This window comes from Vibrio sp. Vb1574, assembly GCF_033338675.1.
The window spans coordinates 84,046-107,287 of sequence record NZ_JAWOTC010000013.1; the positions used below are offsets into that span (position 1 = coordinate 84,046).

Sequence of the window (23,242 nt, forward strand, 5' to 3'; positions counted from 1 at the left end):
CCTTGTTCACGGCTGAAAGACAGGATACATCAACCACAGTAACGAAATAGCCAAAAATAGCGAACTAGAAAGAACTGCTGTTGAGTGCAATTGGCATTAAGGGTGTGGCAACGTTTTATAATCAGGCAATGTACGCTCTGGCGAAAAATAGTTAAAGATCATCGCCTCGGCTTCAGAATAAAAGTCACAGGGTACAAAAATACTGCTCAGCTGATCCGTAGCTGGATGATAAAAACTTAGCTCCGCAGCGTGCAACTCTAAACGTTCTGAAAACTGATACGCCTCTTCGCTTGCATAAAACTCATCACCCACAATCGCATGACCAATCGCCATCAAATGCACGCGTAACTGATGCGATCGACCAGTAATGGGCAGTAGTCGCACAACGGTCGTATGGGTGCCATCAGGGTGTACTTCACGCTTCACTACTTGGAATAAAGTTTGAGATGGTTTGCCGTCGTCAAAACATACTTTTTGTCGTGGACGATTTGGCCAATCACAAATTAATGGAAGATCAATATTCCCTTCTTGCGACTCAACATGCCCCCAAACACGTGCGTAATACACCTTGTGAGTGAGGCGATATTGGAACTGCTTTTTTAATGCTCGCTCCGCGGGTTTGTTTTTCGCCAGCAGCATCAACCCTGATGTCGACATATCCAAGCGATGCACAACTTGAATTTCTGGATGCAACTCTTTGAGGCGGCTCCACATGCTGTCGTAATGCTCTGCAAGGCGACCAGGGACAGACAGCAGCCCTGATGGCTTATTCACTGCCAGAATGTCGTCATCCTCAAAAACGATATCGACCCAAGGATCGGTGGGAGGGGTATATTCAAGCATTGCCATGGGAGATCTCTACAAAATAAAAACGCCGCGATTATATACCCAAATAGCACCCAGATGCAGGATTCTGAAGAAAAGTTCAACCCAATAAAACAAAGTCAATCCTTTAGCATAAAAACTAAAAATAGCACGTTGTAAATTTAGTTTGACAACAAGACGCATAACTGAATAGAGTGCTAGATGCACACAGCATGATATTCGCAAAGAATACTTAAAATAAATACACCAAAACACAGCATTTAAAAGACATTACCGTTGCGCAGTATAGGGCGAGCGCTCAGCTTGTCATGTACTGCGGTATGTATCTCTTTAGAAAGATACATAAGATAAAAAGGACAATAAGCAATGGACTCCGCCGTTATAGATAAACCCCAATCCAAACTTTCCTTATTTTTTCGTTCGCTAGGCCCCGGCATATTAATGGCATCTGCTGCGGTCGGTGGCTCTCACCTCGTCGCATCAACCAAGGCTGGTGCGATTTATGGTTGGCAATTGGCTGCACTGATTCTGCTCGTAAACCTGTTTAAATACCCTTTTTTCCGAGCGGGCGTACAGTACACCATGGGGACAGGGCTCACCTTGGTTGAGGGCTACGCGAAATTAGGTCGACCTTATCTATGGCTATTTCTATTTCTGAGCGTGGTATCGGCCGTCATCAATACCGCCGCTTTGTTGATGTTTAGCGCTAGCTTGCTGGGCTACTTCATTCCGTTTTCACTATCAATGGCATCACTCAGCATCATTGTGATTGTCACCTGCCTGATTATATTATTTGCTGGCCATTACAAAGCGCTCGATACGCTATCTAAGGTGATCATGTCGGTGTTAACCATCGCGACTTTACTCGCTGTTTCTATCGCCGTTGGAAACCCTGTTGAGCAAGTAGCCAACTTCGAGCCGCCATCACCTTGGTCTATTGCGGCTATTGGTTTTATCGTCGTGACAATGGGGTGGATGCCTGCACCGATTGAGATCTCCTGTTTAACCTCAGCGTGGCTAAAACGCCAATCAAGCCAGCAAGAAGTAACATACCGCTCTGCTCTATTTGACTTTAATGTCGGTTATATTGGCACGGCGTTTCTTGCCATTATCTTTGTATCGCTAGGCTCTTTGATGCTTTATGGATCTGGCGTTGCGCTTGAAAGCTCTGGTGTTGGCTTCTCCCACCAATTGGTTGGCTTATATGCGGCAACGATTGGCGAATGGTCTCGTTACTTGATCGCGGTAATTGCGTTTTTCTGTATCTTTGGCAGCACGATTACCGTTATTGATGGCTATTCGCGCGTTATTTCGGATTCTCAACGCCTACTGCGCTCGCAACCAGACACTAACCCTAAAACCACTTCAGCGATCATGCTGGTAGTCTCCTTACTTGCATTGGGTATTGTGGTTTTCTGGGCTTCTGCGTTATTGCCTATGCTGAACTTTGCGATGATCCTCGCCTTTATGACCACGCCATTCTTTGCTCTGCTAAATTACACATTAGTGAGCAAAACTGAGTTACCTGAGCCTTTGGCTGTTGGACCTAAACTAAAGTGGTTGTCGATTGCAGGCCTGATTTACTTGTTTGGCTTCTTGGCTGTATTTATCTGGTGGAAGTGGTTGATGTAAATGAGATAGCTATCAGTGATTAATGCATTCCGCTTAAAGAAACTAAACCGTAAATAAAGAAAAAGGTCTTCAACTGAAGACCTTTTTTAATGAGCAATAAATACTTACTTAGTTGTGGCTCACCACAATCAAACGCAGCGAGTCGAGCTGAACCTGAGCTTGGTTGATGTAACCAGTGAGCTCTTTAATTTGTGCGTCGATAGCTTCAATTTCTTCGTCACGAATATTTGGGTTCACCGCTTTCAGTGCTTGCAAACGCTCAAGCTCTGCATTCAAACTGTGCTGCATATCTTGATGAGCTTGTTTGCGTACTTCTTCGACCTTCTCTTCAATAAGAACATCACCAGCTTCAATTAAGCGGTGTACGTCTTTCTGTACCGACGTAACCAACTTGCTACCTAAGTGACGGTTTACAGGGCTGAGCTGGCGGTTAAAGCTTTCAAACTCCACTTGAGCAGACAAATCATTACCACGCGAGTCCATCATTAAACGGATTGGCGTTTTCGGTAAGAAGCGCGCGATACCACTGCGTTTTGGCGCTTGCGCATCTACCGCGTAAATCAACTCAAGAAGAATAGTCCCGACTGGTAACGCTTTGTTTTTCAATAGAGATACCGCAGACGTCCCCACCCCTTCACTCATAAGAAGATCGATACCACCCTGGATCATTGGGTGTTCCCAACTGATAAAGTGCATATCTTCACGAGATAACGCTGTATCACGATCAAACGTGATCGTCGCTCCTTCGTATGGCAGACCTGGGTAGCTTGGCACCATCATGTGCTCAGATGGGGTCACAATCAGGGCGTTTTCACCTTTATCGTCTTGATTCAAGCCAATCGTGTCAAAAAGAGAAAGTGCGAAGGTGACCAGATTGGTATCGCCGTCAGTTGATTCAATTTTCTCAACGATTTGTTGTGCTTTTTCTCCGCCATTCGAATGCATTTCTAATAGGCGATCACGGCCTTGCTCCAATTGGGATTTCAGCTCTTTATTCATTTTTGCTGACGCTTCAATGATCTCATCTAGCGTGCTGGTATCACCAGAGGCAAGAATTTCAATCAGATCATCGGAGTACTTATCGTAAACAGCACGGCCTGTTGGGCAGGTTTCCGAAAAAGCGTTCAGGCCTTCATCGAACCAACGTGCTAGGATCGCTTGCGATGTGCCTTTCAGGTAAGGAACATGAATGTCGATATCGCGATTTTGACCGATACGGTCCAAACGACCAATACGTTGCTCAAGCAAGTCTGGGTTAAATGGCAAGTCGAACATGACAAGTTGGTTGGCAAACTGGAAGTTACGACCTTCAGAGCCGATTTCGCTACAGATAAGAACTTGTGCTCCACCTTCTTCTTGCGCAAAGTAAGCCGCCGCTTTATCACGTTCAAGAATCGACATACCTTCGTGGAAAACAGTGGCGCGGATACCTTCACGCTCACGCAGTGCTTGCTCCAATTGCAGCGCGGTACTCGCACGAGAAGCAATCACGAGGATTTTCTCGCTGCGCTTCTCTTTTACTTTTTCAAGCAACCAATTCACACGCGAGTCAAACTGCCACCAGCTCGCGTCATCGCCTTCAAATTCTTGGAAAATTTCTTCCGGGTAAAGGTTCTTCATCGCACGTGCTTCAGAACTCATCTTACCGCCAATCATCCCAGCAACACGCATTGATGTAGTGTATTGCGGTGGAATATCCATTGGCATCAGATGCACGTTACGCGTAGGGAAGCCTTTGATGGCCGCGCGCGTGTTACGGAACAGAACACGCCCTGTACCATGGCGATCCATCAAGTTATCGATCAGCTCTTGGCGTGCCGACGCTTTAGCTTCTTCGTCCGCTTCACTTTCGATAATGCGGAAAAGTGGTTCTACGTCTTGTTCAGACAATAACTCAGTGATCTGGTTTTTTGCTTCATTAGGTAGCTTTTCACCGGAAAAGAGTGAAGTAATCGCATCAGCTACGGGCGCGTATTGCTCTTCTTCCTCAACGAATGCTTCGTAATCATAGAAGCGGTCTGGATCCAACAAACGCAGACGAGCAAAGTGACTCTCACGACCAAGCTGCTCTGGCGTTGCAGTCAGTAGCAACACACCTGGAGTACGTTCAGCCAAGCCTTCTACCACTTGGTATTCACGGCTCGGTTTATCTTGGCTCCATTCAAGGTGATGCGCTTCATCAACAACCAGTAGGTCCCATTCACCTTCCAGTGCTTGTTCAAAACGCTTGCGGCTCTTGCGTAGGAAATCCAAAGAACACAGCACATATTGCTGAGTATCAAATGGGTTTTCTGCATCCGCAAAAGCTTCGATACAGCGCTCTTCGTCAAAGATAGAGAAATGCAGATTGAAACGACGCATCATCTCAACCAGCCATTGATGCTGCAGTGTTTCAGGCACCACAATCAAAATGCGTTCGGCACGACCAGACAGAACTTGTTGGTGGATGATCATGCCCGCTTCGATGGTTTTACCCAAACCTACCTCATCCGCCAACAAGACGCGTGGCGCGTGACGACGGCCAACTTCGTGCGCGATGTAAAGCTGATGAGGGATCAAACCTGCACGCATACCACATAGGCCACGCATTGGGCTCTTATGCTGCTCAAACTGGTTGGTTAGCGCACGGTAACGCAGAACAAAGTTGTCCATACGGTCGATTTGACCGGCGTACAACTTATCTTGAGGTTTGTTAAAACGAATTTGGTTGCTAAGGAAAATCTCACGCAGAACAACAGCGGTTTCTTGCGTGTCTTCACGAGTACCGAAATAGGTGTAAAGACCTTCATCTTCCAGTACTTCTTCTACTTTTAGAGACCAACCTTCTTGGCAATCGATGACATCCCCAACATTAAAGGTGACTCGGGTAACAGGTGCATCGTTACGTGCGTAAACTCGGTTTTCCTCTGACGCTGCAAACATCAATGTCACAGTACGAGCATCCATTGCTACAACGGTACCTAAACCTAAATCGCTTTCCGTATCGCTAATCCAGCGCTGCCCCAAAGCAAATGTCATGAATTGACTACCTCGTTATTAGTTCTTGATTCGTATTTCTTGTTGGTCTACTCATGCCCGTGGGCATGGATAATAGTTTAGATCTGATTCTGGCTTCTGCTATGCCGATAGCATTCGTCATTTCAGTATGAACTGAGTATTTTTTAAGCCAGCTCAACATGATAAATCGGACATAGCCTATACGCAGAAAAAGGTCGATAATCTTACTTGAAGCTGTGATTTAGGTCACGCCGAAACCGCACCAAGCAGAAACTTTTTTTCCCAAACTCTAAATGCAATCAAATTGTAAAATACTCATGCCAATTATTAAGTTGTAGAACGTAAATATTACGTATACTTCTAATGAGGGGCGTTTAAAACCATTGCATATGATTTAAGCGCGTTAGTACACGATTAGGATCAACACGGGTTTGCAGTAAGTTGTCTTGCTACTCGGTTGCACACTAGCCGACATCAGCCCGACAACCTCTATTGCAAGCAATCAGAGTTAGGTCACTTCACACCTATTTGGAAACGACCTAACAACTCGCATGCAGAGCCGTACTACGGCAAGGAGACGCTATGGGCGATACCGATCGGAAACTGTTTGTACTCGATACCAACATTCTTCTTCATGAACCCTTTGCCATCTTCTCTTTCCAAGAACACGATGTCGTTATCCCCATGACCGTGTTGGAAGAACTCGACCGAATCAAAGACAGTAAGCGCGACGTTGCAAGAGATGCGCGCGTGGCTATTCGCACCTTGGAAGATTTGTTTAAAGAAGCAACGCCAGATGAAATCTCTGAAGGCATTCCTGTTTCTAAAGACAACCCCGACCAAGGTACTATTTCCATTTTGGCGGATTTTGAACTGCAGGAAACTGTCAAAGCCTTCGCCGACAAAGCCGGTGACAACCGTATTCTCAACGCGGTGCTTTATCTGCAAAATAAACGTGCACCACGTGAAGTGGTACTGATCACGAAAGACATCAACATGCGTCTGCGAGCCAAAGGGGCTGGTGTACGCTTTGTTGAGGACTATAGAACCGACCAACTGATTGACGACATTCAATACCTAACCAAAGGCTTTCAATTGCGTGAAGGTGATTTCTGGAGCGGTATTGAGGAAGTAGAAAGCTATGCTCTGGGCGGAAAAACTTACCACAAACTCAGTCGCGAACCCTTCGACCCAACCTTTATCAACCAATACGTTATTGATGAAGACAGTGACTTTGCTGGTCGCGTAGAAACCATCAATGAAGACAAGCTAACGCTTCTCGACCTGAGCCGCGAACGTCTAATGCATCGTAAGGCTTGGGACATCACACCTAAAAATATCTACCAGGGAATGGCGTTAGATGCCTTACTCGATCCAGAAATTGACTTGGTGATTCTAACGGGTGCGGCGGGTAGTGGTAAGACATTACTGGCAATGGCAGCAGCATTGGAGCAAACCATTGAAAAAAGCATGTTCGATAAAATTATCGTAACACGTAACACGCCAGATATCGGTGAATCCATCGGCTTCTTACCCGGCTCCGAAGAGGAGAAAATGATGCCGTGGTTAGCGGCGGTGACCGATACCTTGGAAGCACTACATAAACACGATCACTGCACTGAAGGCTCATTGAAGTACATCTGCGATAAAGCCAACATTCAATTTAAATCGATCAACTTTATGCGTGGCCGTTCGATTCAAAATGCGTTTGTACTGCTTGATGAGTGTCAAAACCTCACTGCATCACAAATCAAAACCATCATTACCCGCTGTGGCGAAGGAACCAAAATCGTCTGCTCCGGTAACTTGGCGCAGATTGACTCTCATTACCTCACCCCAGTGACATCAGGATTGACGTACATGGTTGAGCGCTTCAAGAACTTTGAAGGCAGCGCAAATATTCACCTCAACGGCGTGGTTCGTAGCCGCTTGGCGGAATTTGCTGAAGAAAACCTGTAATTGACACCGACTCACAAAGCAAAAGAGCGCTCTAATGAGCGCTCTTTTTATAACGATTCGACTGAGTTACTCCGTGCCACCCACTGTCAGTGAGTCCAGCTTCAAGGTCGGCTGACCAACACCAACTGGCACACTTTGACCTGCTTTACCACATACGCCAACGCCCTTGTCGATACTTAGGTCGTTACCGACCATAGAGACTTGCTGCATTGCTTCGATACCTGAGCCAATCAACGTCGCACCTTTAACAGGGCGCGTAATTTTACCGTTTTCAATCAAGTACGCTTCCGATGCAGAGAACACAAACTTACCCGAAGTAATGTCCACCTGGCCGCCACCAAAGTTTGGCGCATACAACCCTTTCTCGACCGTCGAGATAATTTCTTCTGGCGTATGTTCACCTGGAAGCATGTAGGTGTTGGTCATACGAGGCATTGGCAAGTGTGCATACGATTCACGACGACCGTTACCCGTTGGATTTACACCCATTAGCCGCGCGTTTAGCTTGTCTTGCATATAGCCTTTCAGCACACCATTCTCGATAAGCATGTTGTACTGGCCGTTTACCCCTTCATCATCCACATTCAATGAACCACGAAGGTCTTTTAACGTGCCATCATCGACGATGGTACATAGTGAAGACGTCACTTGTTGACCCATTTTGCCAGAGAAAACCGAAGATTCCTTCCGGTTAAAATCACCTTCTAGGCCATGACCTACCGCTTCGTGTAGCAACACGCCAGGCCAGCCAGAACCCAATACCACTGGCATCATGCCAGCTGGTGCTGCTTCTGCTTCAAGGTTGATTAACGCCATGCGAATCGCTTCGTCTGCGTAATGAAAAGCTTGTTTCACACCATTGCTTTCCGTTAAAAAGAAATCGTAACCGAAACGGCCGCCGCCCCCCGCACTACCGCGTTCACGTCGTTCGCCTTTTTGTGCAAGCACACTAATAGACAAACGCACCAAAGGACGAATGTCGCCTGCATAAGTACCGTCTGTTGCCGCAACAAGCATCTGCTCATGCACACCGCTGATGCTAATCGAAACTTCTTTAATCAATGGTTCTTTAGTGCGGATGTAAGCATCTAGAGATTTGAGCAATTCTGTTTTTTGCTGCTTTTCCCATTCAGCTAGTGGATTCACAGCGGCGTAGTACGCTTGGTTTTCGGTGCGTTTAAACGCTTGGACTTTACCATTCTGCCCTTGCTGAGCAATACCGCGCGCCGCGATTGCACTCTGCTTCAGGCCTTCAGGCTGGATTTGATCAGAGTAGGCAAAGCCGGTTTTCTCGCCAGTTACTGCACGGACACCAACACCACAATCAATGTTAAAAGAGCCATCTTTGATGATGCTGTCTTCTAGAACCAGAGACTCATGCCAGCTGGACTGAAAGTAAATGTCCGCATAATCGATCTGGCGCGTAGCAATGCTGGCAAGCGTGTCAGCAATGTCTTGTTCTGTCAGACCATTTGGGGCAAGGAGTGCCTGTTCTATTTGGTTTGTGCTCATAGTTAGCTCTTTTATTTCCGTCTCAATTCATTTTGAAAGCGACTGTGTTGAGTCAGCGGCATATTCTGCCTTACTTGTTGGCTTTGTGACAAATCTATCTCTGTCACCAATAAGCCTACTTCATCCTGAAGCTGTTTATGGATACGTCCCCAAGGGTCAACGACCATTGAGTGTCCCCATGTTTTTCGTCCACATGGATGCGTTCCAGTTTGTCCGCTTGCCAAAATCCAACATTGTGTCTCAATCGCTCTAGCTCGCAATAGTATTTCCCAGTGAGCTTGCCCCGTCACAGCGGTAAACGCAGCGGGCACCACAATGATATCCGCCCCTTCTTGACGCAATACTTTATAAAGTTCTGGGAAACGTAAATCATAACAAATACTCAATCCAACACTGCCGATATCAGTTTCCGCAACGACTATTTGATTACCCGCCATAAACGTATCCGACTCACGATAACTACCATAACCATCGGCTACGTCGACATCAAACATATGCAGTTTGTCATAGTGAGCAATGCATTTACCGTGCGGCGGCAATACAAGTGTTGTTGTCGTGACACCTTTTGCGGTTTGAATGGGCATGCTTCCGACAATCAGTGTTAACTGGTTCTTTCTTGCGATTTCACAGAGCCGCTGTTGAATCATGCCACTGCCAAGTGGCTCTGCATGTTGATGATAAGCTTCGCGACTGGCAAATAGCACTGTATTTTCAGGAGTAAGGACAAGTTTGGCACCTTGCTTGCTCGCTAAAGCACACTGTTTTTCGATGAAGTCCAAATTCGCGTTAATATCCGGACCCGAAGTCATTTGAATAATGCCAACACGTTCCATGTGTTTCCTCCCTATTCCATTATATTCGGTGAATTATTTGGCCTGTTCACGCAGTTTTTCTGGTAGCTTGTATTCACCTTTACTTCGCGAAATTTCTTTCACCGTTGGTGAATCTAGTGGGCCTTTCACTTCATAATTGACTTGAGTGAAGACCTCAACCACCGGAGATATCACCGTGGAGATGGCCAAGACATACAAAGCCGTTTGAGGCGCAACGGCAAACGCAGTCAGCATTGGTAAGCCTGATGTGATGTCTGGTGTGAATTTCACTTCCGCATCAACCATTCTGCTGTTCATATTAGCGATACCGCGGATTTGCATTTCCCCTGCTAACGCATCCATTACGATATCATTGGTGATAAACACACCGTCTTGGATTTTGCCCGTTCCCGTGATCGAGTTGAATGCCATGCCTTTATCGAATACATCGGTAAAGTCGAGCTGCATCTTACGGATGATAGAATCCAAGCTGAACAAGCCTAACAAGCGTGCCGCACCACTAACTTCACTGATCACGCCTTTACCAAATTCCGTTGAGACGTTTCCTTGCAAGGTTTGTGTCTTCATTGACCAAGGTGCGCCGTCCCATTCCATATTGGCATTGATCTCAAATGGTGCTTGTTGAATGCCTGATGTAATACCAAAGCGCTCCATAAGATCGGTGTTGTTATCACCTTTCATTTTCATGGTTAAGTTGGAATGACTACTCTCTTTCGTCAGGTCCCACCAACCACTCATATCAATGCGGTTTTTGCCGCTACTAAAGGTGATATTTTTCCACTCCAAGCGGTTCTGGCGACGCTGCAAATCAACATTCACTTTGCCCACTTTGTAGCCTTGCAGCCAAAAATCATCAATGTTCAAAGTTAAGTTTGGCATCTCAGCGTGAAACTTGCGGTCAAAATTGGTAATCAAAGGTGCGTTTTGATCTTCACTCGCAAAGATTGAGCTGCGCTCTTTGGTCATCTCTTCAAACCCTGGGATGTACAGATGCAAGTGCTCTAAAGAGACCGATAGATCATAGGGTTTCAGATAGTTAGCTTTCCCTTTAACCTCTTGACTGTCCACATCGAGTTGCCAACTCAAATTTTTCTTGCTTGCTGAAAAATCCACATCATGAAACTCAATCCCACCGAGCTGTAAGTTTGGCGTTTCAACTTCAATGCGTGTCGGCAATGGAATGGTCGGCGTTTTCATGCTTGCCAAAACAGACGATGAAGGCTTGCTCTCAGAGACCTGCGCAAGCTCCGCCCATTGGTCTAAATTCAGTTCTTCGACACGCACCGAAGCATCGTGCCCGACAATAGGACTAATCCGGAAGCCACCTTTGCCAACCATTAAATGAGTCGCAGTCAGAACCGGGACATCGCCAGCGATATCTATCTCAGTTTGATACTTCACATTTGGGATCTGTAGTCTTGCTGAAATACTCTCTTGATTGCCAGATGCTTGCAGTTTCGCTTGCCCAGGCTCGCCAATTTGTTTCGCTAAAGGATAAGGATATTGACTAGCCAGACGATTTAGCTGCGCCAGCACTTCAAGCTGATAAGTGAAACCAACATCATTGAGTTGCAAGTCAATGTCCATTTGCCACGGCGCATGGCCAGAAACAAGGTTTAACCAACGCTCACCGACATAGGGTTTGAGAGGCTCGACATCCCAATCTCCTAGTGTATTAATTGTCACGTTGTAGCCTTGCTCCGCACTCTCTCCATGGAAATCAAGAGAGATAGGCTGTTGTAATAATTCGGCCGACAAACCCGATGTGGTAACCACATCATTGTCGAAGGTGATACGCCCTGTGGCGTTTTCAAGCGTCATTGGCGGCGCTTCAACATCAACACGATTTTCTGTTAAATCGGCATAACCCCAAGCGCGAGACTCTTTCTCAAAATCAAACGGTATATTGAGTTGAAACTCAGAGTAAACGGGACCACTCACTTGCAGCGCTGTCAATGCGGCACCGACTGAATCCACTAATGGCGTCGCCATCATGTAGTCACGGACTTCATTACCCGGCGCGCTTGCTTTCGCTTCAATCTCGATGTGTCCACCTTCTGCCAACTCAGGGATTCGCCCAGTGATACGCTTGGCATGAACGCCATTTAGTGTGGCTGATTTTGAATCCAAATACATGGCATCATTTTCAAACAGCAAGTCTAGCTGCAAATCCGTGATGGTTGGCCATGCCGTATCAAAGCTAAATTTCGCGTCTTTTAATCCAACCCAAGCTTGGAACATGCCATTATGTTCTTTGTAAGGAAAATCACCTAACTCGCCATACCACAACAATTTCGCTGTGTTCACTTTACCGCCCTGAATCGCGGTCGAAAGATAGTCGGTCAAGTCTTGTCCAAGTGCCAGAGTCGGTAGATAGCGCCATGTCTCACCCGCGTTGTAGAGATCCGCTTCGGCATAGAACGATAAAAATGGGCTTTGTTCTTTTGGAAAATCAAGACGGAATGCCCCCAGGACTTGAAGATCAGGCGTTGCTGCCGTCACTTTATCCGACCACAAGCGCCAGCCGCTCTCATCTTGCTGCCAGATAATATCGACTTCACCTTGTTTGATATTCAGCGGAGCTTGGAATACATCGCCGTACGGAAATACATCATCAATGACGGTGACTTTTGCTTTAGCTTGATTCACATCCCCCGATACGCTGCCCTTTACGTGATGAAACCCGGGTAGAAGCTCCCATTGTGTCATCGCGAGTTCATCCAGTTCAGCCGAGTAGCGTAAGGTGTCTAAACCACCGTTCATTGACAATCGGACATCTTCGACCCGACCTTTCGGTGCTAGTTTGTTAATAAGGTCACTGGTCGACTCTGACTCTGGAGCCAGCTTAATGAGCGGAATGAGTGCTTCAATGTCGAGTTGAGAGAGATTAAGCATCCAGCCGTTTGGTTGCCAATCAAACGCGACGTCTAGCTCTGGCCAAGGGGTATTATCGGTTCTGATCTGAAGTGAGTGGCCATTTACTTTCCAGCCTTGTTTATCTGGTCGAAGATTGAAAATTCCAGACTCAATAAACAGCTCATGATGTCCATCTTCATTCCACACCAACTCGGAAGGCAGCAATTCAACATAAGCATCATGCGGTTGGCTATGTTTGAGCGTTAGCCAAGTATTTAAGCTGACTTTACCCGACTCTGCTCCTGACTCTTCTTGCATGTAAGTGGTCAGCCAAGGTGTGACCGAGACATCTTGAGCACTCACGTAAAACTCACCAGATACATCGCGCAACGAGCCATGATCTTTAAAGTTAGCGCTTACTAACAACGAGTTCAGGCGAACATCGGCAATGCTAACCGTGCCTTCGGCTACGTGACGTTTCCCTTGATTGCTCCAACGAAGGTGCTCAATATCTAAACGGCGAGTTTCACCAGACACCGACTTATACCAAATCCGTGAATCGCTAATAGTGAAGTCTTCGAACTGACGTAAAAGAAGTGAGTCGAGTTGGTCAATGAGTTTCACTTCGCTCTTATCCACTTCAGGCTTCGATTCTTGACGATGAGAAGTCGGCAGAATGTCTACCGTGTGAATGTCTAAAGCGAGGTTATGAATGGTAAGGTCTGCAACTACAGGTTTAAGTTGAAAAAGAGATTGAATAAGGTCGAACTCAATTTGGACTTCTTCAACAGCGAAGCGCGCATCTTGCACGTTTGGTAGATTTGCCTCTAAACCCAGTAACGCAATTGAGGGATGATTATTGCGCCACGTCCCTGCGACATTGGCAATAGAAACGTCAAAACCTGTGCCTTGTTTGACCCAGGTTTTGATCTCATCTTGGAAGTGGTTAAGTTGCGGCAGTGTGACGCGAAGCGTGGTTACTAATATGGCTAATAACACCAATACAGTAACTAAACTCCACGCACAAAAACGCCCAAAACGGTTAACACCAGAATTCACAAATGTTCCAAATTACATCATTACGACGTCAAACTGTTCCTGAATGTACAGGGGTTCAGCCTGAACTCGCACTTGCTTGCCAATAAATACTTCGAGCTCAGCCAACGCATGAGACTCATCGCCCAATAGCGCTTCAGCAACAAACGGCGATGCGTACACGACAAAATTATCGGCGTCGTAAGCACGGTTCACACGAGTAATCTCGCGTAATATCTCAAAGCATACGGTTTCGACCGTTTTCACGCTGCCACGGCCTTCACAAGTAGGACAGCCAGAACACAAGATATGTTCAATACTTTCTCGCGTGCGCTTACGCGTCATTTCAACTAAGCCAAGCTGGGTAAAGCCGTTGATGTTGGTTTTTACTCGGTCTTTCGCCAGCGCCGTTTCCAGTGAGGTAAGTACTCGCTGACGATGCTCTTCGGATGCCATATCGATAAAATCAATAATGATGATACCGCCGAGGTTACGTAAACGTAGCTGACGCGCAATAGCTTGCGTTGCCTCTATATTGGTATTGAAGATAGTCTCTTCGAGATTACGACGACCAACAAATGCACCCGTGTTGATATCGATGGTGGTCATGGCTTCGGTTTGATCGATGATCAAATAGCCGCCCGATTTTAGCTCGACCTTGCGCTCTAAAGAACGCTGAATTTCGTTTTCGGTGTCGTACATGTCAAAGATTGGCTTGTCACCTTCGTAAAGCTCAAGCTTATCTGTTAACTCCGGTACATACTCAGAAGTGAATTCTTTCAGGTTTTCATATTCAAGGCGGGAGTCGACCATGATCTTATCGAGCTCTGTGCCAACAAAGTCACGCAGAATGCGTTGAGCTAAGCCGAGTTCACCGTAAAGTGTTGAACGCGTTTTGTATTTTGAGCGACGCTCCATGACTTTTAACCACAAACGCTTTAAAAATGCCGCATCTTGAGAGAGCTCTTTTTCATCGGCGCCTTCTGCCGCGGTACGAATGATAAAACCACCGTGCTCATCGCAGTAATGGTTCACCACCTTTTTCAAACGCTCGCGCTCTTTTTCACTTTCAATACGCTGCGAAACACCGACATGGCTGGCCCCCGGCATAAAAACAAGATAACGCGAAGGTAAGGTGATATCCGTCGTTAAACGCGCACCTTTCGTGCCGAGCGGATCTTTGACCACTTGCACAACAATGTCTTGTCCCTGGCGTACCAGTTCAGAGATATCACGGACTTGAAACTGCTGTTTTTCGTTTTCTGCCACACATTCGGTATGAGGAACAATATCTGACGCATGTAAAAACGCCGCTTTATCTAAACCAATGTCGACGAAAGCCGCCTGCATACCTGGTAACACTCGGCTTACTTTGCCTTTGTATATATTGCCCACAATACCGCGACGCGATTCGCGCTCGATATGTATTTCTTGTAGTACTCCACCTTCAATCATGGCCACACGAGTTTCACTCGGGGTCACGTTAAGCAGCAATTCTGCACTCATGTGCACACCTCAAAACAATTATAAAAATTCTTGAATTAGCTGATCGGTTTCGAACAAAGGTAAGCCTACTACAGCGTGATAACTGCCTTCGATTCGGGTGACAAATCGCCCTCCGAGTCCCTGAATACCATAACTTCCAGCTTTATCGCATGGCTCTCCTGACTGCCAATATTGTTCGATTTCTTCGTGAGTCAGTGGTTTGAACCACACGTCAGTGGTAACGACCACTGAATGTTGTTGTTCCGATGATACAACGCTCACCGCAGTCATCACTTGATGACGACGACCCGATAAGTCAGTAAGCATACGCTTTGAATCTTCAAAACTTTTTGGTTTTTCTAGCACACGGTCATCGCATACGACGACCGTATCAGAGCCCAATACAACGGAATCAGGCTTAGCCAACGCTAAGCCTGCCTGAGCTTTTTCCAAAGAAAGACGCAACACGTAATCTCGTGCTTGCTCATGAGCCTGTTTGGCTTCCTCAATATCAGGCAATACGATCTCAAAATCATAACCCAGTTGAGCAAGCAGCTCTTTTCTTCTCGGAGAACCCGATGCGAGAACGAGAGATAAGCTTTTCTTCACCGCTTTACCTTACGTGCCATGCACGACGAACTCGTCGCATTAATAAAAACATCCATGGCCAAAGTATACAGTTTATTGCCGCCGTCCACAGAGATAATGGATTAAATACTACGTCCTGGTTCAAATATTCCCCACAGAATATCAAAACTTCCAATAACGCAGTAAAAAAGGCAATTAAAATCGACTGTTGCCACAAAGCCATGTTGCGAATCAACAGGAAATTCAGCGCCACGAGGTAGATAACGATCGACATCATCATGCCACGAATTCCAAGCGTTGAGCCGATCAAGATATCCCACAATAAGCCCAACACTAGCGCAGTTCCGACGTTCACTCGGTGCGGTAGTGCCAACACCCAATAACACGTGACAAGGAACAACCATGACGGACGTAACACATCTAACACACCTGGCCATGGAATGGTTTGCAGTACCAGCGCAACGAAGAAACTGACGCCAATCACCATTCGGCTACTCAATACATTATTGGCCATCGGTTACCTCTTGTTCTTGCTCTAACCCTTCATCTACATTGGACCGCAGTACTTTGTGTTGACGGTCTTCATTCGGCCAAATCAGCAGTAGGTAGCGTAAGCGATCAAACTCCACAACCGGCTCAGCCTTGATTGAAGCGAACTCTTGACGCGTATCGTGATCCACATTGGTAACCGTCGCGACTGGGTATCCCTCAGGGTAAATACCACCTAAACCGGATGTCACCAATAAATCACCAACCTGAATATCTGTGCTGGTTGGAATGTGCTCCAGTTGGATTTCATCCATTTCACCATTGCCCGATGCGATCACTCGGATATCATTGCGGATCACCTGGACAGGAATTGCATTTTTCGCGTCCGTTAGCAGCAGAACACGTGCGTTGTGCGCTGCGACAAACGTAACCTGACCAACGATGCCTTTCTCGTTGATAACAGGCTGACCAACGTAAACACCATCAATACGGCCTTTATCGATCACCACTTGATGACGATAAGGTGAAGTATCAACCGCCATTACTTCTGTCACGACTTTCTTTTCATCACGGACAAATGAAGATCCTAACAACTTACGTAGGCGTTGGTTTTCTTCTTTATATTGGTCGAGCAAGATAAGCTCGCTTTTCAGGCGTAACACTTCTCGCTTTAAGCTGCGATTGCCTTCAACTAATGCCTGATGAGAATTAAAACGTTCAAATACGCCATCGAACATACTACGAGGCAAATTCGCTGCGTACTGAATCGGTGCAACCATACTGTTTAGTAGGTATCGAACGTTGGAAAACGTATCTAGACGACTATCGGCCAGCATTAAGCTCGCCGACACGATGACAGCAAAAAACAGACGTAATTGCAGAGACGGACCTCTGCCGAAAATCGGTTTCATCTTGTTTTTGACCTGATTGCTTCCATGATTATTGAGCCTTACTTGGCAACCTAAAAATACTTAACTAAATACTTTTAGGTATGGAGCATGTTTGAATTACAGAGAGAGCAGAAATGAAGGTGAAGCCCGACATGAGCTTCACCTAAACCTTTATTCTTCAGAGAACAGATCGCCACCGTGCATGTCGATCATTTCTAGAGCTTTACCGCCACCACGCGCAACACACGTTAGTGGATCTTCCGCGATAACAACAGGAATACCAGTTTCTTCCATTAGTAGACGGTCTAGGTCTTTAAGTAGTGCACCACCACCGGTTAGTACCATACCGTTTTCAGAAATGTCTGAAGCAAGCTCTGGTGGACACTGCTCTAGTGCAACCATGACTGCTGAGACGATGCCAGATAGCGGCTCTTGAAGCGCTTCTAGGATCTCGTTTGAGTTCAAGCTAAAGCTGCGTGGCACACCCTCTGCAAGGTTACGACCGCGAACTTCAATCTCTTGAACTTCATCGCCAGGGTAAGCAGAACCGATTTCGTGTTTGATCTTTTCAGCCGTTGCTTCACCAATCAAGCTGCCGTAGTTACGACGTACGTAGTTGATCACAGCTTCATCAAAGCGGTCACCACCGATACGTACAGACGATGAGTAAACCACACCGTTTAGAGAGATAACGGCAACTTCAGTTGTACCACCACCGATATCGACCACCATTGAACCTGTCGGCTCAGATACGCGTAAACCAGCACCAATTGCCGCCGCCATTGGCTCGTCGATTAGGTAAACTTCACGCGCACCAGCACCAAGTGCTGATTCACGAATTGCGCGACGCTCAACTTGGGTAGAACCACAAGGAACACAAACAAGAACACGTGGGCTTGGCTTTAGGATGCTGTTATCGTGCACTTGCTTGATAAAGTGCTGAAGCATTTTTTCGGTTACGTAGAAGTCAGCAATTACGCCGTCTTTCATTGGGCGAATAGCGGAAATATTGCCAGGTGTACGACCAAGCATCTGTTTTGCTGCGTGACCGACTGCAGCAACGCTTTTTGCAGAACCTACACGATCTTGACGAATAGCAACTACAGAAGGTTCATCAAGGACAATTCCTTGCCCTTTTACGTAAATTAGAGTGTTGGCTGTACCTAAATCGATAGATAGATCGTTAGAAAACATGCCACGAAGTTTCTTAAACATACTCTTCGCTCATCCTGCAAAAATATAGAAGACAAAAATTGCTCTAAATGTACCAATGCCTCGCTGTCACAGCAAGGTATTGGTACACAAACATGAGCAGAAAGCCTCAATTTCTTGCAGTTTCCTAACTTAAGGGCAAAAACCTAAGTTGTTACTGTCCGGTTAACCCTGGCTCACCACGGTAAATCACGCGATCGTTACCACGATGAATACCAAAGGTGACGACGGATGATGGGTTTTCTTCGGAGCCATCATTGTCCCAATCATATTTGAGCCATGGTAAACCATTTTCAGAGTCATCAAGATCTAACCAAACGCGTGTTTGCTGACGGTATGGTTCTGCTTGAGTTGCAGTAATAGAGCGAGAAGAACCTGAAGAAACGGTACCACCAGCTCCTAGTGTAACCGCTTTAGGATCAGCATTTGCTCCCATAGGCCAAATATGACTTTGAGCAGCGGTAACACCGGCTACGTCGCTTTGGCTATCATTTGAGTTAACAACAAATCGGCTGCCATTCCAGTATTCAACACGTAGTGGAACATGTAAGGTGTCCCCTTGACGTCCACCTACATCATCAAGGTCAACACGACCGAAACGGATGTCAGGCTGTGAGATTAACCGAGAGTCACTAACAGTATCTACATTTAAGAATGAAACTGGATCGGAACTTTTAGCATCAACTAAGCCAATCTTGGTAACCTCCCCTCCCATGTTGTAGGGGCCATCAGCATAATCTTTAGAATCACTTAGCTTATCGAAATCTTTAATAAAGCATGCACTACCAAAGGCTCTGTTCGTAGAATCTGCTCCACAAAATGAATTACCATCTATCGTAAATGAACCAATACTCTTCGCCTTATCAAGCAAATCCCATCTTCCAGTTGAGTTAGGAGCATCAAATCGCTCACTTAGAGAACCTAACTCATCAATATTGAATTTAGCTTGAACACCAGATTCAAACAGCGCATAGTTTTTTAAAGATTTTTCATTGGAATTAAGTGCTTCAACACTATAAGTTACGCCATCGAAGGGCTGTCCCATATAAGAGAAACTCTGAGCATTAGGATAGGTCCAATCGCTTTCTGTAACTTGGAAGTACTTGGGATAAAAACGGCCAATAGTTTTGCTCCCCGTCACATTCCAATCGCTATCAACGGTACTAGAAAAAAATCCAGCTTCATCAACTTTTATTTTAATACTTCCAGCCTCGGAATACGCTAGACTTTCTAGCTCGTAACCAAAGTAAGCATTCGGAGAGATCAATTCCGGCAATCCAGTTAAAGCACCTAAAGTTCCGCCTTTATCTTTTAGAGGGCTATCTAGTTCAATATCAAAATCAACACTAGTATCAATATGGTGATAGTTCGATGGTACTCCGATGTTGCGGCTACAAACATTATTAACGTCAGCTCCAATCACCGCTGGTTTTACATAAAGTTTAAACTCGTCACCCGAAGCGACGAATCCATGACCAGAACTAGAGGTACCATCAGAGGCGGTATCTGTACAAAGATAAAACTTATCTGGTCTTGATTTAATGCTGAATGAACCGACCAACTCAGCTTTACCATCAATTGGACAATCCTCCCCAAAGTTCTCACAACTAAACTCAGGATCTTTTAAAGTAATATCAACGAGTCCTACATTGTTCCAGTCGACACTAATAGTTGCTTCACCATCAACAAACTTAAGCTGTGCATCGTTATTCTCAGTTGAAGCATCACTGATCTTTAACTCTTCAATATCGCCTTTTTGGTTTGGAACTTTCAAGGACTTAGATATCTCACTTTCAAAACTAAGTGACTGATTATAGCCTTTGACTGGTGATACCTCACCGTCATTACATGAAGATGCGACAACAGTTACTTTACTATCCTTCTCACCAGCGATCATTCGCAAATTTTCAGCAGAAAATCTATAAGGAACAAATTTAACTAAAGTGGCCTCAGATAACTCTTGATTGTACATACCAGATACATATATTTCCTGAATAATCTGGGAGCTTAAATATAGAGTTTTCTTTCCTTGTTCAAAGTTAAATAACCCGTTATCACAATTACTATCATCCGCAGAATTACACCATTTAACATCAGAAGAAGATGGAAGTGGAGTAAAACTATCTGAAGATTTTATCAGTTTACCTGAATATTTTTCTATCAATTTAAACTCAACAGGAATCATTTCACACGTCAGGCTTATTCGCGAAATAGGAGTTACCTTTAATATCCCCGTTTGAGGAGGTCGAGTGGGGCACTGACCAATTGGATGCCTAATTACGTTATTACCACCATTAAATTTCAAGCTTTGTGCCGTAATCGCCCCATTAATAACGGCTGAATTTATGCTAACTTCACCACCTAAGATAAAGCCATTAAAAAGGTTCTCACCGCTATGAAAGATAACTTTCCCTTCTGGTGCATAAATAATTGGATAAACATCATTTTGAGCAGCACTAAAATTGGTAAATTCAATTTTATCAATGATATTCAATCTAACACTCTTACCGAAGAAATAAGATGTTTTAGCCATTTGGTCATGATATGTACCAAAAGTAGCCTCGGTTTCATCTTCAAATACCAACTCGACTTTATTATTATTCTCTACTTTAAAGTCTTGGATATAAGGGGATCCAGAAAAAACAATTCGAATAACATCACTACTACCCTTAACGGTAAGGTCACGAATATCGCCTTTAATTGTTACTTCATGATTCTCACCAACTTTCTTATATTGGCAGTCACTTGGATGTCTATGACACTTAGATTTTACATTATTTAAACTAGAATTTTCGATTAACAAATCAAATCTTACATTTTCTTTTTTTACAACTGGAGTCACATTTTCTTTTTTAACTTTTCGATACGTTTGAAGACCATCGTTATTTCCTAGATCAAAAGCATATTTTTCACCAGCCATCTCATTAACAACGTTTTCTTCTGCATATAATTGATATTCAGAAGGAGTATCGTCAAACCCAACGAGCAAATACTTTTCTGTTGATTCCCTACCACCGACATTTTTGTAGTACGGTTCGTATCCCTTGTTTTTATCTTTCAAATATCTTGATAGGTAATCTTGAGACCAACCATAGGTTTTTATCGGGTTACCTAAGGATAGAGAACTCAACTTCCCATCATCGCGCTCCCAACTTTGAATAGGTTCGGGAAACAAATCACAACTCTCTGTTGCAATGGCTAGCTTCGGAATTTCAAATGCAAAATACCCGATGTTTTCATTTGCAGCATGACGCCTATTTTTTAAACTATCTATATCTTCATCAAATACAACAGTAAATGATGGGGCGATGACTTGATCGCCATAATTGGTTTTACAGCGTCTCAACCATCCTCCATGTCCTCCTATACGAGTTTGTTTTTTAGCAATGACACCATATTTTTCAAATCCTTGATGCAAGTTTACGATATTATCTTCACATGCATTTACTATTGAATATTGATTGCCTGGGTCATTTTCTTGGTCATAAGTACGATCGGGGCTTTCAAACTCGACATTGTGTTTTTTATCGCGATCAGTTCCATAAAATTCTGAAATAACTAAGTAAGCGATAGTTTTCGTATACTCATTCTGTTTTAAAGGACCTTGCCTTCCGCGTTCCAAAGCTAACTTAAAATTATTACTGGTAACACCAGATACTGCTGTTGTTGACCAATTAGTATCTTTTCCTTGCACTTGGGAGAGTACAACTGGTTTTCGGTCGTAGTTTAAATTTAGCTTTACATTCTCCCAATCATTACTTTTATTACACCCCTTTGTACATTGAGACTTACGTGTTGTTACAACCCCAACCTCGCCGAATTTTTCATTCCCATTAGTATCAAAGAACTTTATTTTACCTGGCTCGGTAACAAAATAATAAATGGGAGACATTCGGTCGTATTTAAGTTTACCGTTTTCATCCTTGACGACACCTTCACTTTCAATGGTCGCTCCTCTTTTGGATGGCCAAATACTTGCTGCACTAGTCTTAGTTGGGTGTGAGTTCTCAATATTATTAGGATCAATTGTAGACATTAAGAATACAACTGGATTCTCATATTCATATTGGAATGGTATTGAACAGCCATTAGTACAGTCTAGACCCTCAATAGAGCCAAATTCATAGTTAACCTCTTTAAGGTTGGGCTGTATCGCCCCAACAGAAAACGATATCATCAGCGAGAAAAAAGTTAAAACTGAGCCAAACTTTATACTGTTCATGGTCATTTACTCCCTCACCCAAACTTCTTGCTGACGCTGTACTTGAGACAGTCCTGAACCACAAACAGCCAAACTTTTAACGACATATAACTCCACTTCTTTACCAGGAAAGTCACCTGGTAGCTTACCTGCCTCCTGACATTCGATCGTTGTAACTTTGCATGCTTTATCAAACAAGTCACTGTCAGGCTTAACTCTTTTAGCTTCAATATCATCGCAACGAGTTTTAACAGCAGCGGAACTACTTAAAGGGAAAAACTGCGTTAACAGCCAGTCATTACTCGACTGAGCGGTAAACCATGCTTTAGTCCCCAAAAATTCCCGCGTTACTCCGCTTTGGTTCGACCAACTCACCTTCATCAAAGATGCCGCTAAATAGCCCATCACAAGAATGACAAACAGAGTCACGATTAGTACATTGCCTTGTTGACGATTACGGAACATTTAACACCTGCACATCTTGTTGGTACACACTACTTTCACCGGACTGTTCAAACACGAACCTCAGATGCACGAGCCCGCCTCGATGAAGCGATGTATCGTCATATTTGAAATAACTCTGAGATTGATCATCAACATAAACAAGATTGTCGGCAATTATTTCGCCGTTACGCTGTATCTGTGGGCCTACAAGGCTTTGTTGCGTAATTCGATGGAACTAAATCAGGAAGTTACGATCTGATCGGTTACATCAGTTAATCATCGTA

14 protein-coding genes are annotated in these 23,242 nt (G+C 44.8%); 2 read left to right on the forward strand and 12 right to left on the reverse strand.

Annotated features, from left to right (window positions below; genetic code table 11):
• Positions 1-96: 96 nt before the first annotated feature.
• Positions 97-849 carry a pseudouridine synthase gene (locus R7O12_RS11535; protein WP_005381128.1) on the reverse strand — a complete coding sequence of 251 codons (753 nt, stop codon included), beginning with the start codon at positions 847-849 and terminating at the stop codon, positions 97-99.
• A 342-nt stretch (positions 850-1,191) separates the two neighbouring features.
• Between R7O12_RS11535 and R7O12_RS11540 the strand changes: the two genes are divergently transcribed.
• A complete protein-coding gene (locus R7O12_RS11540; RefSeq protein ID WP_054575321.1) occupies positions 1,192-2,457 on the forward strand; it encodes an NRAMP family divalent metal transporter in 1,266 nt (421 codons plus the stop codon).
• 108 nt (positions 2,458-2,565) lie between these two features.
• Here R7O12_RS11540 and rapA read toward each other — a convergent pair whose 3' ends face one another.
• Positions 2,566-5,475: an RNA polymerase-associated protein RapA gene (gene rapA / locus R7O12_RS11545; RefSeq protein ID WP_025767610.1), complete on the reverse strand. Its 2,910-nt coding sequence runs from the start codon at positions 5,473-5,475 to the stop codon at positions 2,566-2,568.
• Positions 5,476-6,036: 561 nt separating this feature from the next.
• On the opposite strand from rapA, the gene R7O12_RS11550 reads away from it, so the two are divergent.
• Positions 6,037-7,413: a PhoH family protein gene (locus tag R7O12_RS11550; RefSeq protein ID WP_005381133.1), complete on the forward strand. Its 1,377-nt coding sequence runs from the start codon at positions 6,037-6,039 to the stop codon at positions 7,411-7,413.
• 66 nt (positions 7,414-7,479) lie between these two features.
• Here R7O12_RS11550 and tldD read toward each other — a convergent pair whose 3' ends face one another.
• From tldD to R7O12_RS11600, 10 genes are all read right to left on the reverse strand, one after another.
• A complete protein-coding gene (gene tldD, locus R7O12_RS11555; RefSeq protein WP_318125850.1) occupies positions 7,480-8,925 on the reverse strand; it encodes a metalloprotease TldD in 1,446 nt (481 codons plus the stop codon).
• An 11-nt stretch (positions 8,926-8,936) separates the two neighbouring features.
• Positions 8,937-9,758: a carbon-nitrogen hydrolase family protein gene (locus R7O12_RS11560; RefSeq protein WP_085570016.1), complete on the reverse strand. Its 822-nt coding sequence runs from the start codon at positions 9,756-9,758 to the stop codon at positions 8,937-8,939.
• Between the two features lie 33 nt (positions 9,759-9,791).
• Positions 9,792-13,673 (reverse strand): YhdP family protein, encoded by a 3,882-nt coding sequence (locus tag R7O12_RS11565; RefSeq protein WP_318125852.1) that lies wholly within the window; start codon positions 13,671-13,673, stop codon positions 9,792-9,794.
• A gap of 12 nt (positions 13,674-13,685) precedes the next feature.
• On the reverse strand, positions 13,686-15,155 hold the full coding sequence (gene rng, locus R7O12_RS11570; protein ID WP_005381138.1) for a ribonuclease G: 1,470 nt from the start codon (positions 15,153-15,155) through the stop codon (positions 13,686-13,688).
• 18 nt (positions 15,156-15,173) lie between these two features.
• Positions 15,174-15,743: a Maf family protein gene (locus tag R7O12_RS11575; protein WP_005381139.1), complete on the reverse strand. Its 570-nt coding sequence runs from the start codon at positions 15,741-15,743 to the stop codon at positions 15,174-15,176.
• Positions 15,744-15,747: 4 nt separating this feature from the next.
• Positions 15,748-16,236 carry a rod shape-determining protein MreD gene (mreD, locus tag R7O12_RS11580; RefSeq protein ID WP_005381141.1) on the reverse strand — a complete coding sequence of 163 codons (489 nt, stop codon included), beginning with the start codon at positions 16,234-16,236 and terminating at the stop codon, positions 15,748-15,750.
• Positions 16,226-17,122, reverse strand: a complete 897-nt coding sequence (gene mreC, locus R7O12_RS11585) for a rod shape-determining protein MreC (RefSeq protein ID WP_005381142.1) — start codon at positions 17,120-17,122, stop codon at positions 16,226-16,228. The genes mreD and mreC overlap by 11 nt, the downstream gene beginning before the upstream one ends.
• A gap of 150 nt (positions 17,123-17,272) precedes the next feature.
• Positions 17,273-18,316 carry a rod shape-determining protein gene (locus R7O12_RS11590; protein ID WP_005381144.1) on the reverse strand — a complete coding sequence of 348 codons (1,044 nt, stop codon included), beginning with the start codon at positions 18,314-18,316 and terminating at the stop codon, positions 17,273-17,275.
• 151 nt (positions 18,317-18,467) lie between these two features.
• Positions 18,468-22,535 (reverse strand): DUF6701 domain-containing protein, encoded by a 4,068-nt coding sequence (locus R7O12_RS11595; RefSeq protein WP_127891158.1) that lies wholly within the window; start codon positions 22,533-22,535, stop codon positions 18,468-18,470.
• Between the two features lie 6 nt (positions 22,536-22,541).
• Positions 22,542-22,979, reverse strand: a complete 438-nt coding sequence (locus tag R7O12_RS11600; RefSeq protein ID WP_318125855.1) for an MSHA biogenesis protein MshP — start codon at positions 22,977-22,979, stop codon at positions 22,542-22,544.
• Positions 22,980-23,242 lie beyond the last annotated feature (263 nt).

Excerpts from the sequence above, each read along its gene's own strand:
- R7O12_RS11535 (WP_005381128.1), bottom strand. The coding sequence starts at position 849 with ATGGCAATGCTTGAATATACCCCTCCCACCGATCCTTGGGTCGATATC.
- R7O12_RS11540 (WP_054575321.1), top strand. The coding sequence starts at position 1,192 with ATGGACTCCGCCGTTATAGATAAACCCCAATCCAAACTTTCCTTATTT.
- rapA (WP_025767610.1), bottom strand. The coding sequence starts at position 5,475 with ATGACATTTGCTTTGGGGCAGCGCTGGATTAGCGATACGGAAAGCGAT.
- R7O12_RS11550 (WP_005381133.1), top strand. The coding sequence starts at position 6,037 with ATGGGCGATACCGATCGGAAACTGTTTGTACTCGATACCAACATTCTT.
- tldD (WP_318125850.1), bottom strand. The coding sequence starts at position 8,925 with ATGAGCACAAACCAAATAGAACAGGCACTCCTTGCCCCAAATGGTCTG.
- R7O12_RS11560 (WP_085570016.1), bottom strand. The coding sequence starts at position 9,758 with ATGGAACGTGTTGGCATTATTCAAATGACTTCGGGTCCGGATATTAAC.
- rng (WP_005381138.1), bottom strand. The coding sequence starts at position 15,155 with ATGAGTGCAGAATTGCTGCTTAACGTGACCCCGAGTGAAACTCGTGTG.
- mreD (WP_005381141.1), bottom strand. The coding sequence starts at position 16,236 with ATGGCCAATAATGTATTGAGTAGCCGAATGGTGATTGGCGTCAGTTTC.
- mreC (WP_005381142.1), bottom strand. The coding sequence starts at position 17,122 with ATGAAACCGATTTTCGGCAGAGGTCCGTCTCTGCAATTACGTCTGTTT.
- R7O12_RS11590 (WP_005381144.1), bottom strand. The coding sequence starts at position 18,316 with ATGTTTAAGAAACTTCGTGGCATGTTTTCTAACGATCTATCTATCGAT.
- R7O12_RS11595 (WP_127891158.1), bottom strand. The coding sequence starts at position 22,535 with ATGAACAGTATAAAGTTTGGCTCAGTTTTAACTTTTTTCTCGCTGATG.
- R7O12_RS11600 (WP_318125855.1), bottom strand. The coding sequence starts at position 22,979 with ATGTTCCGTAATCGTCAACAAGGCAATGTACTAATCGTGACTCTGTTT.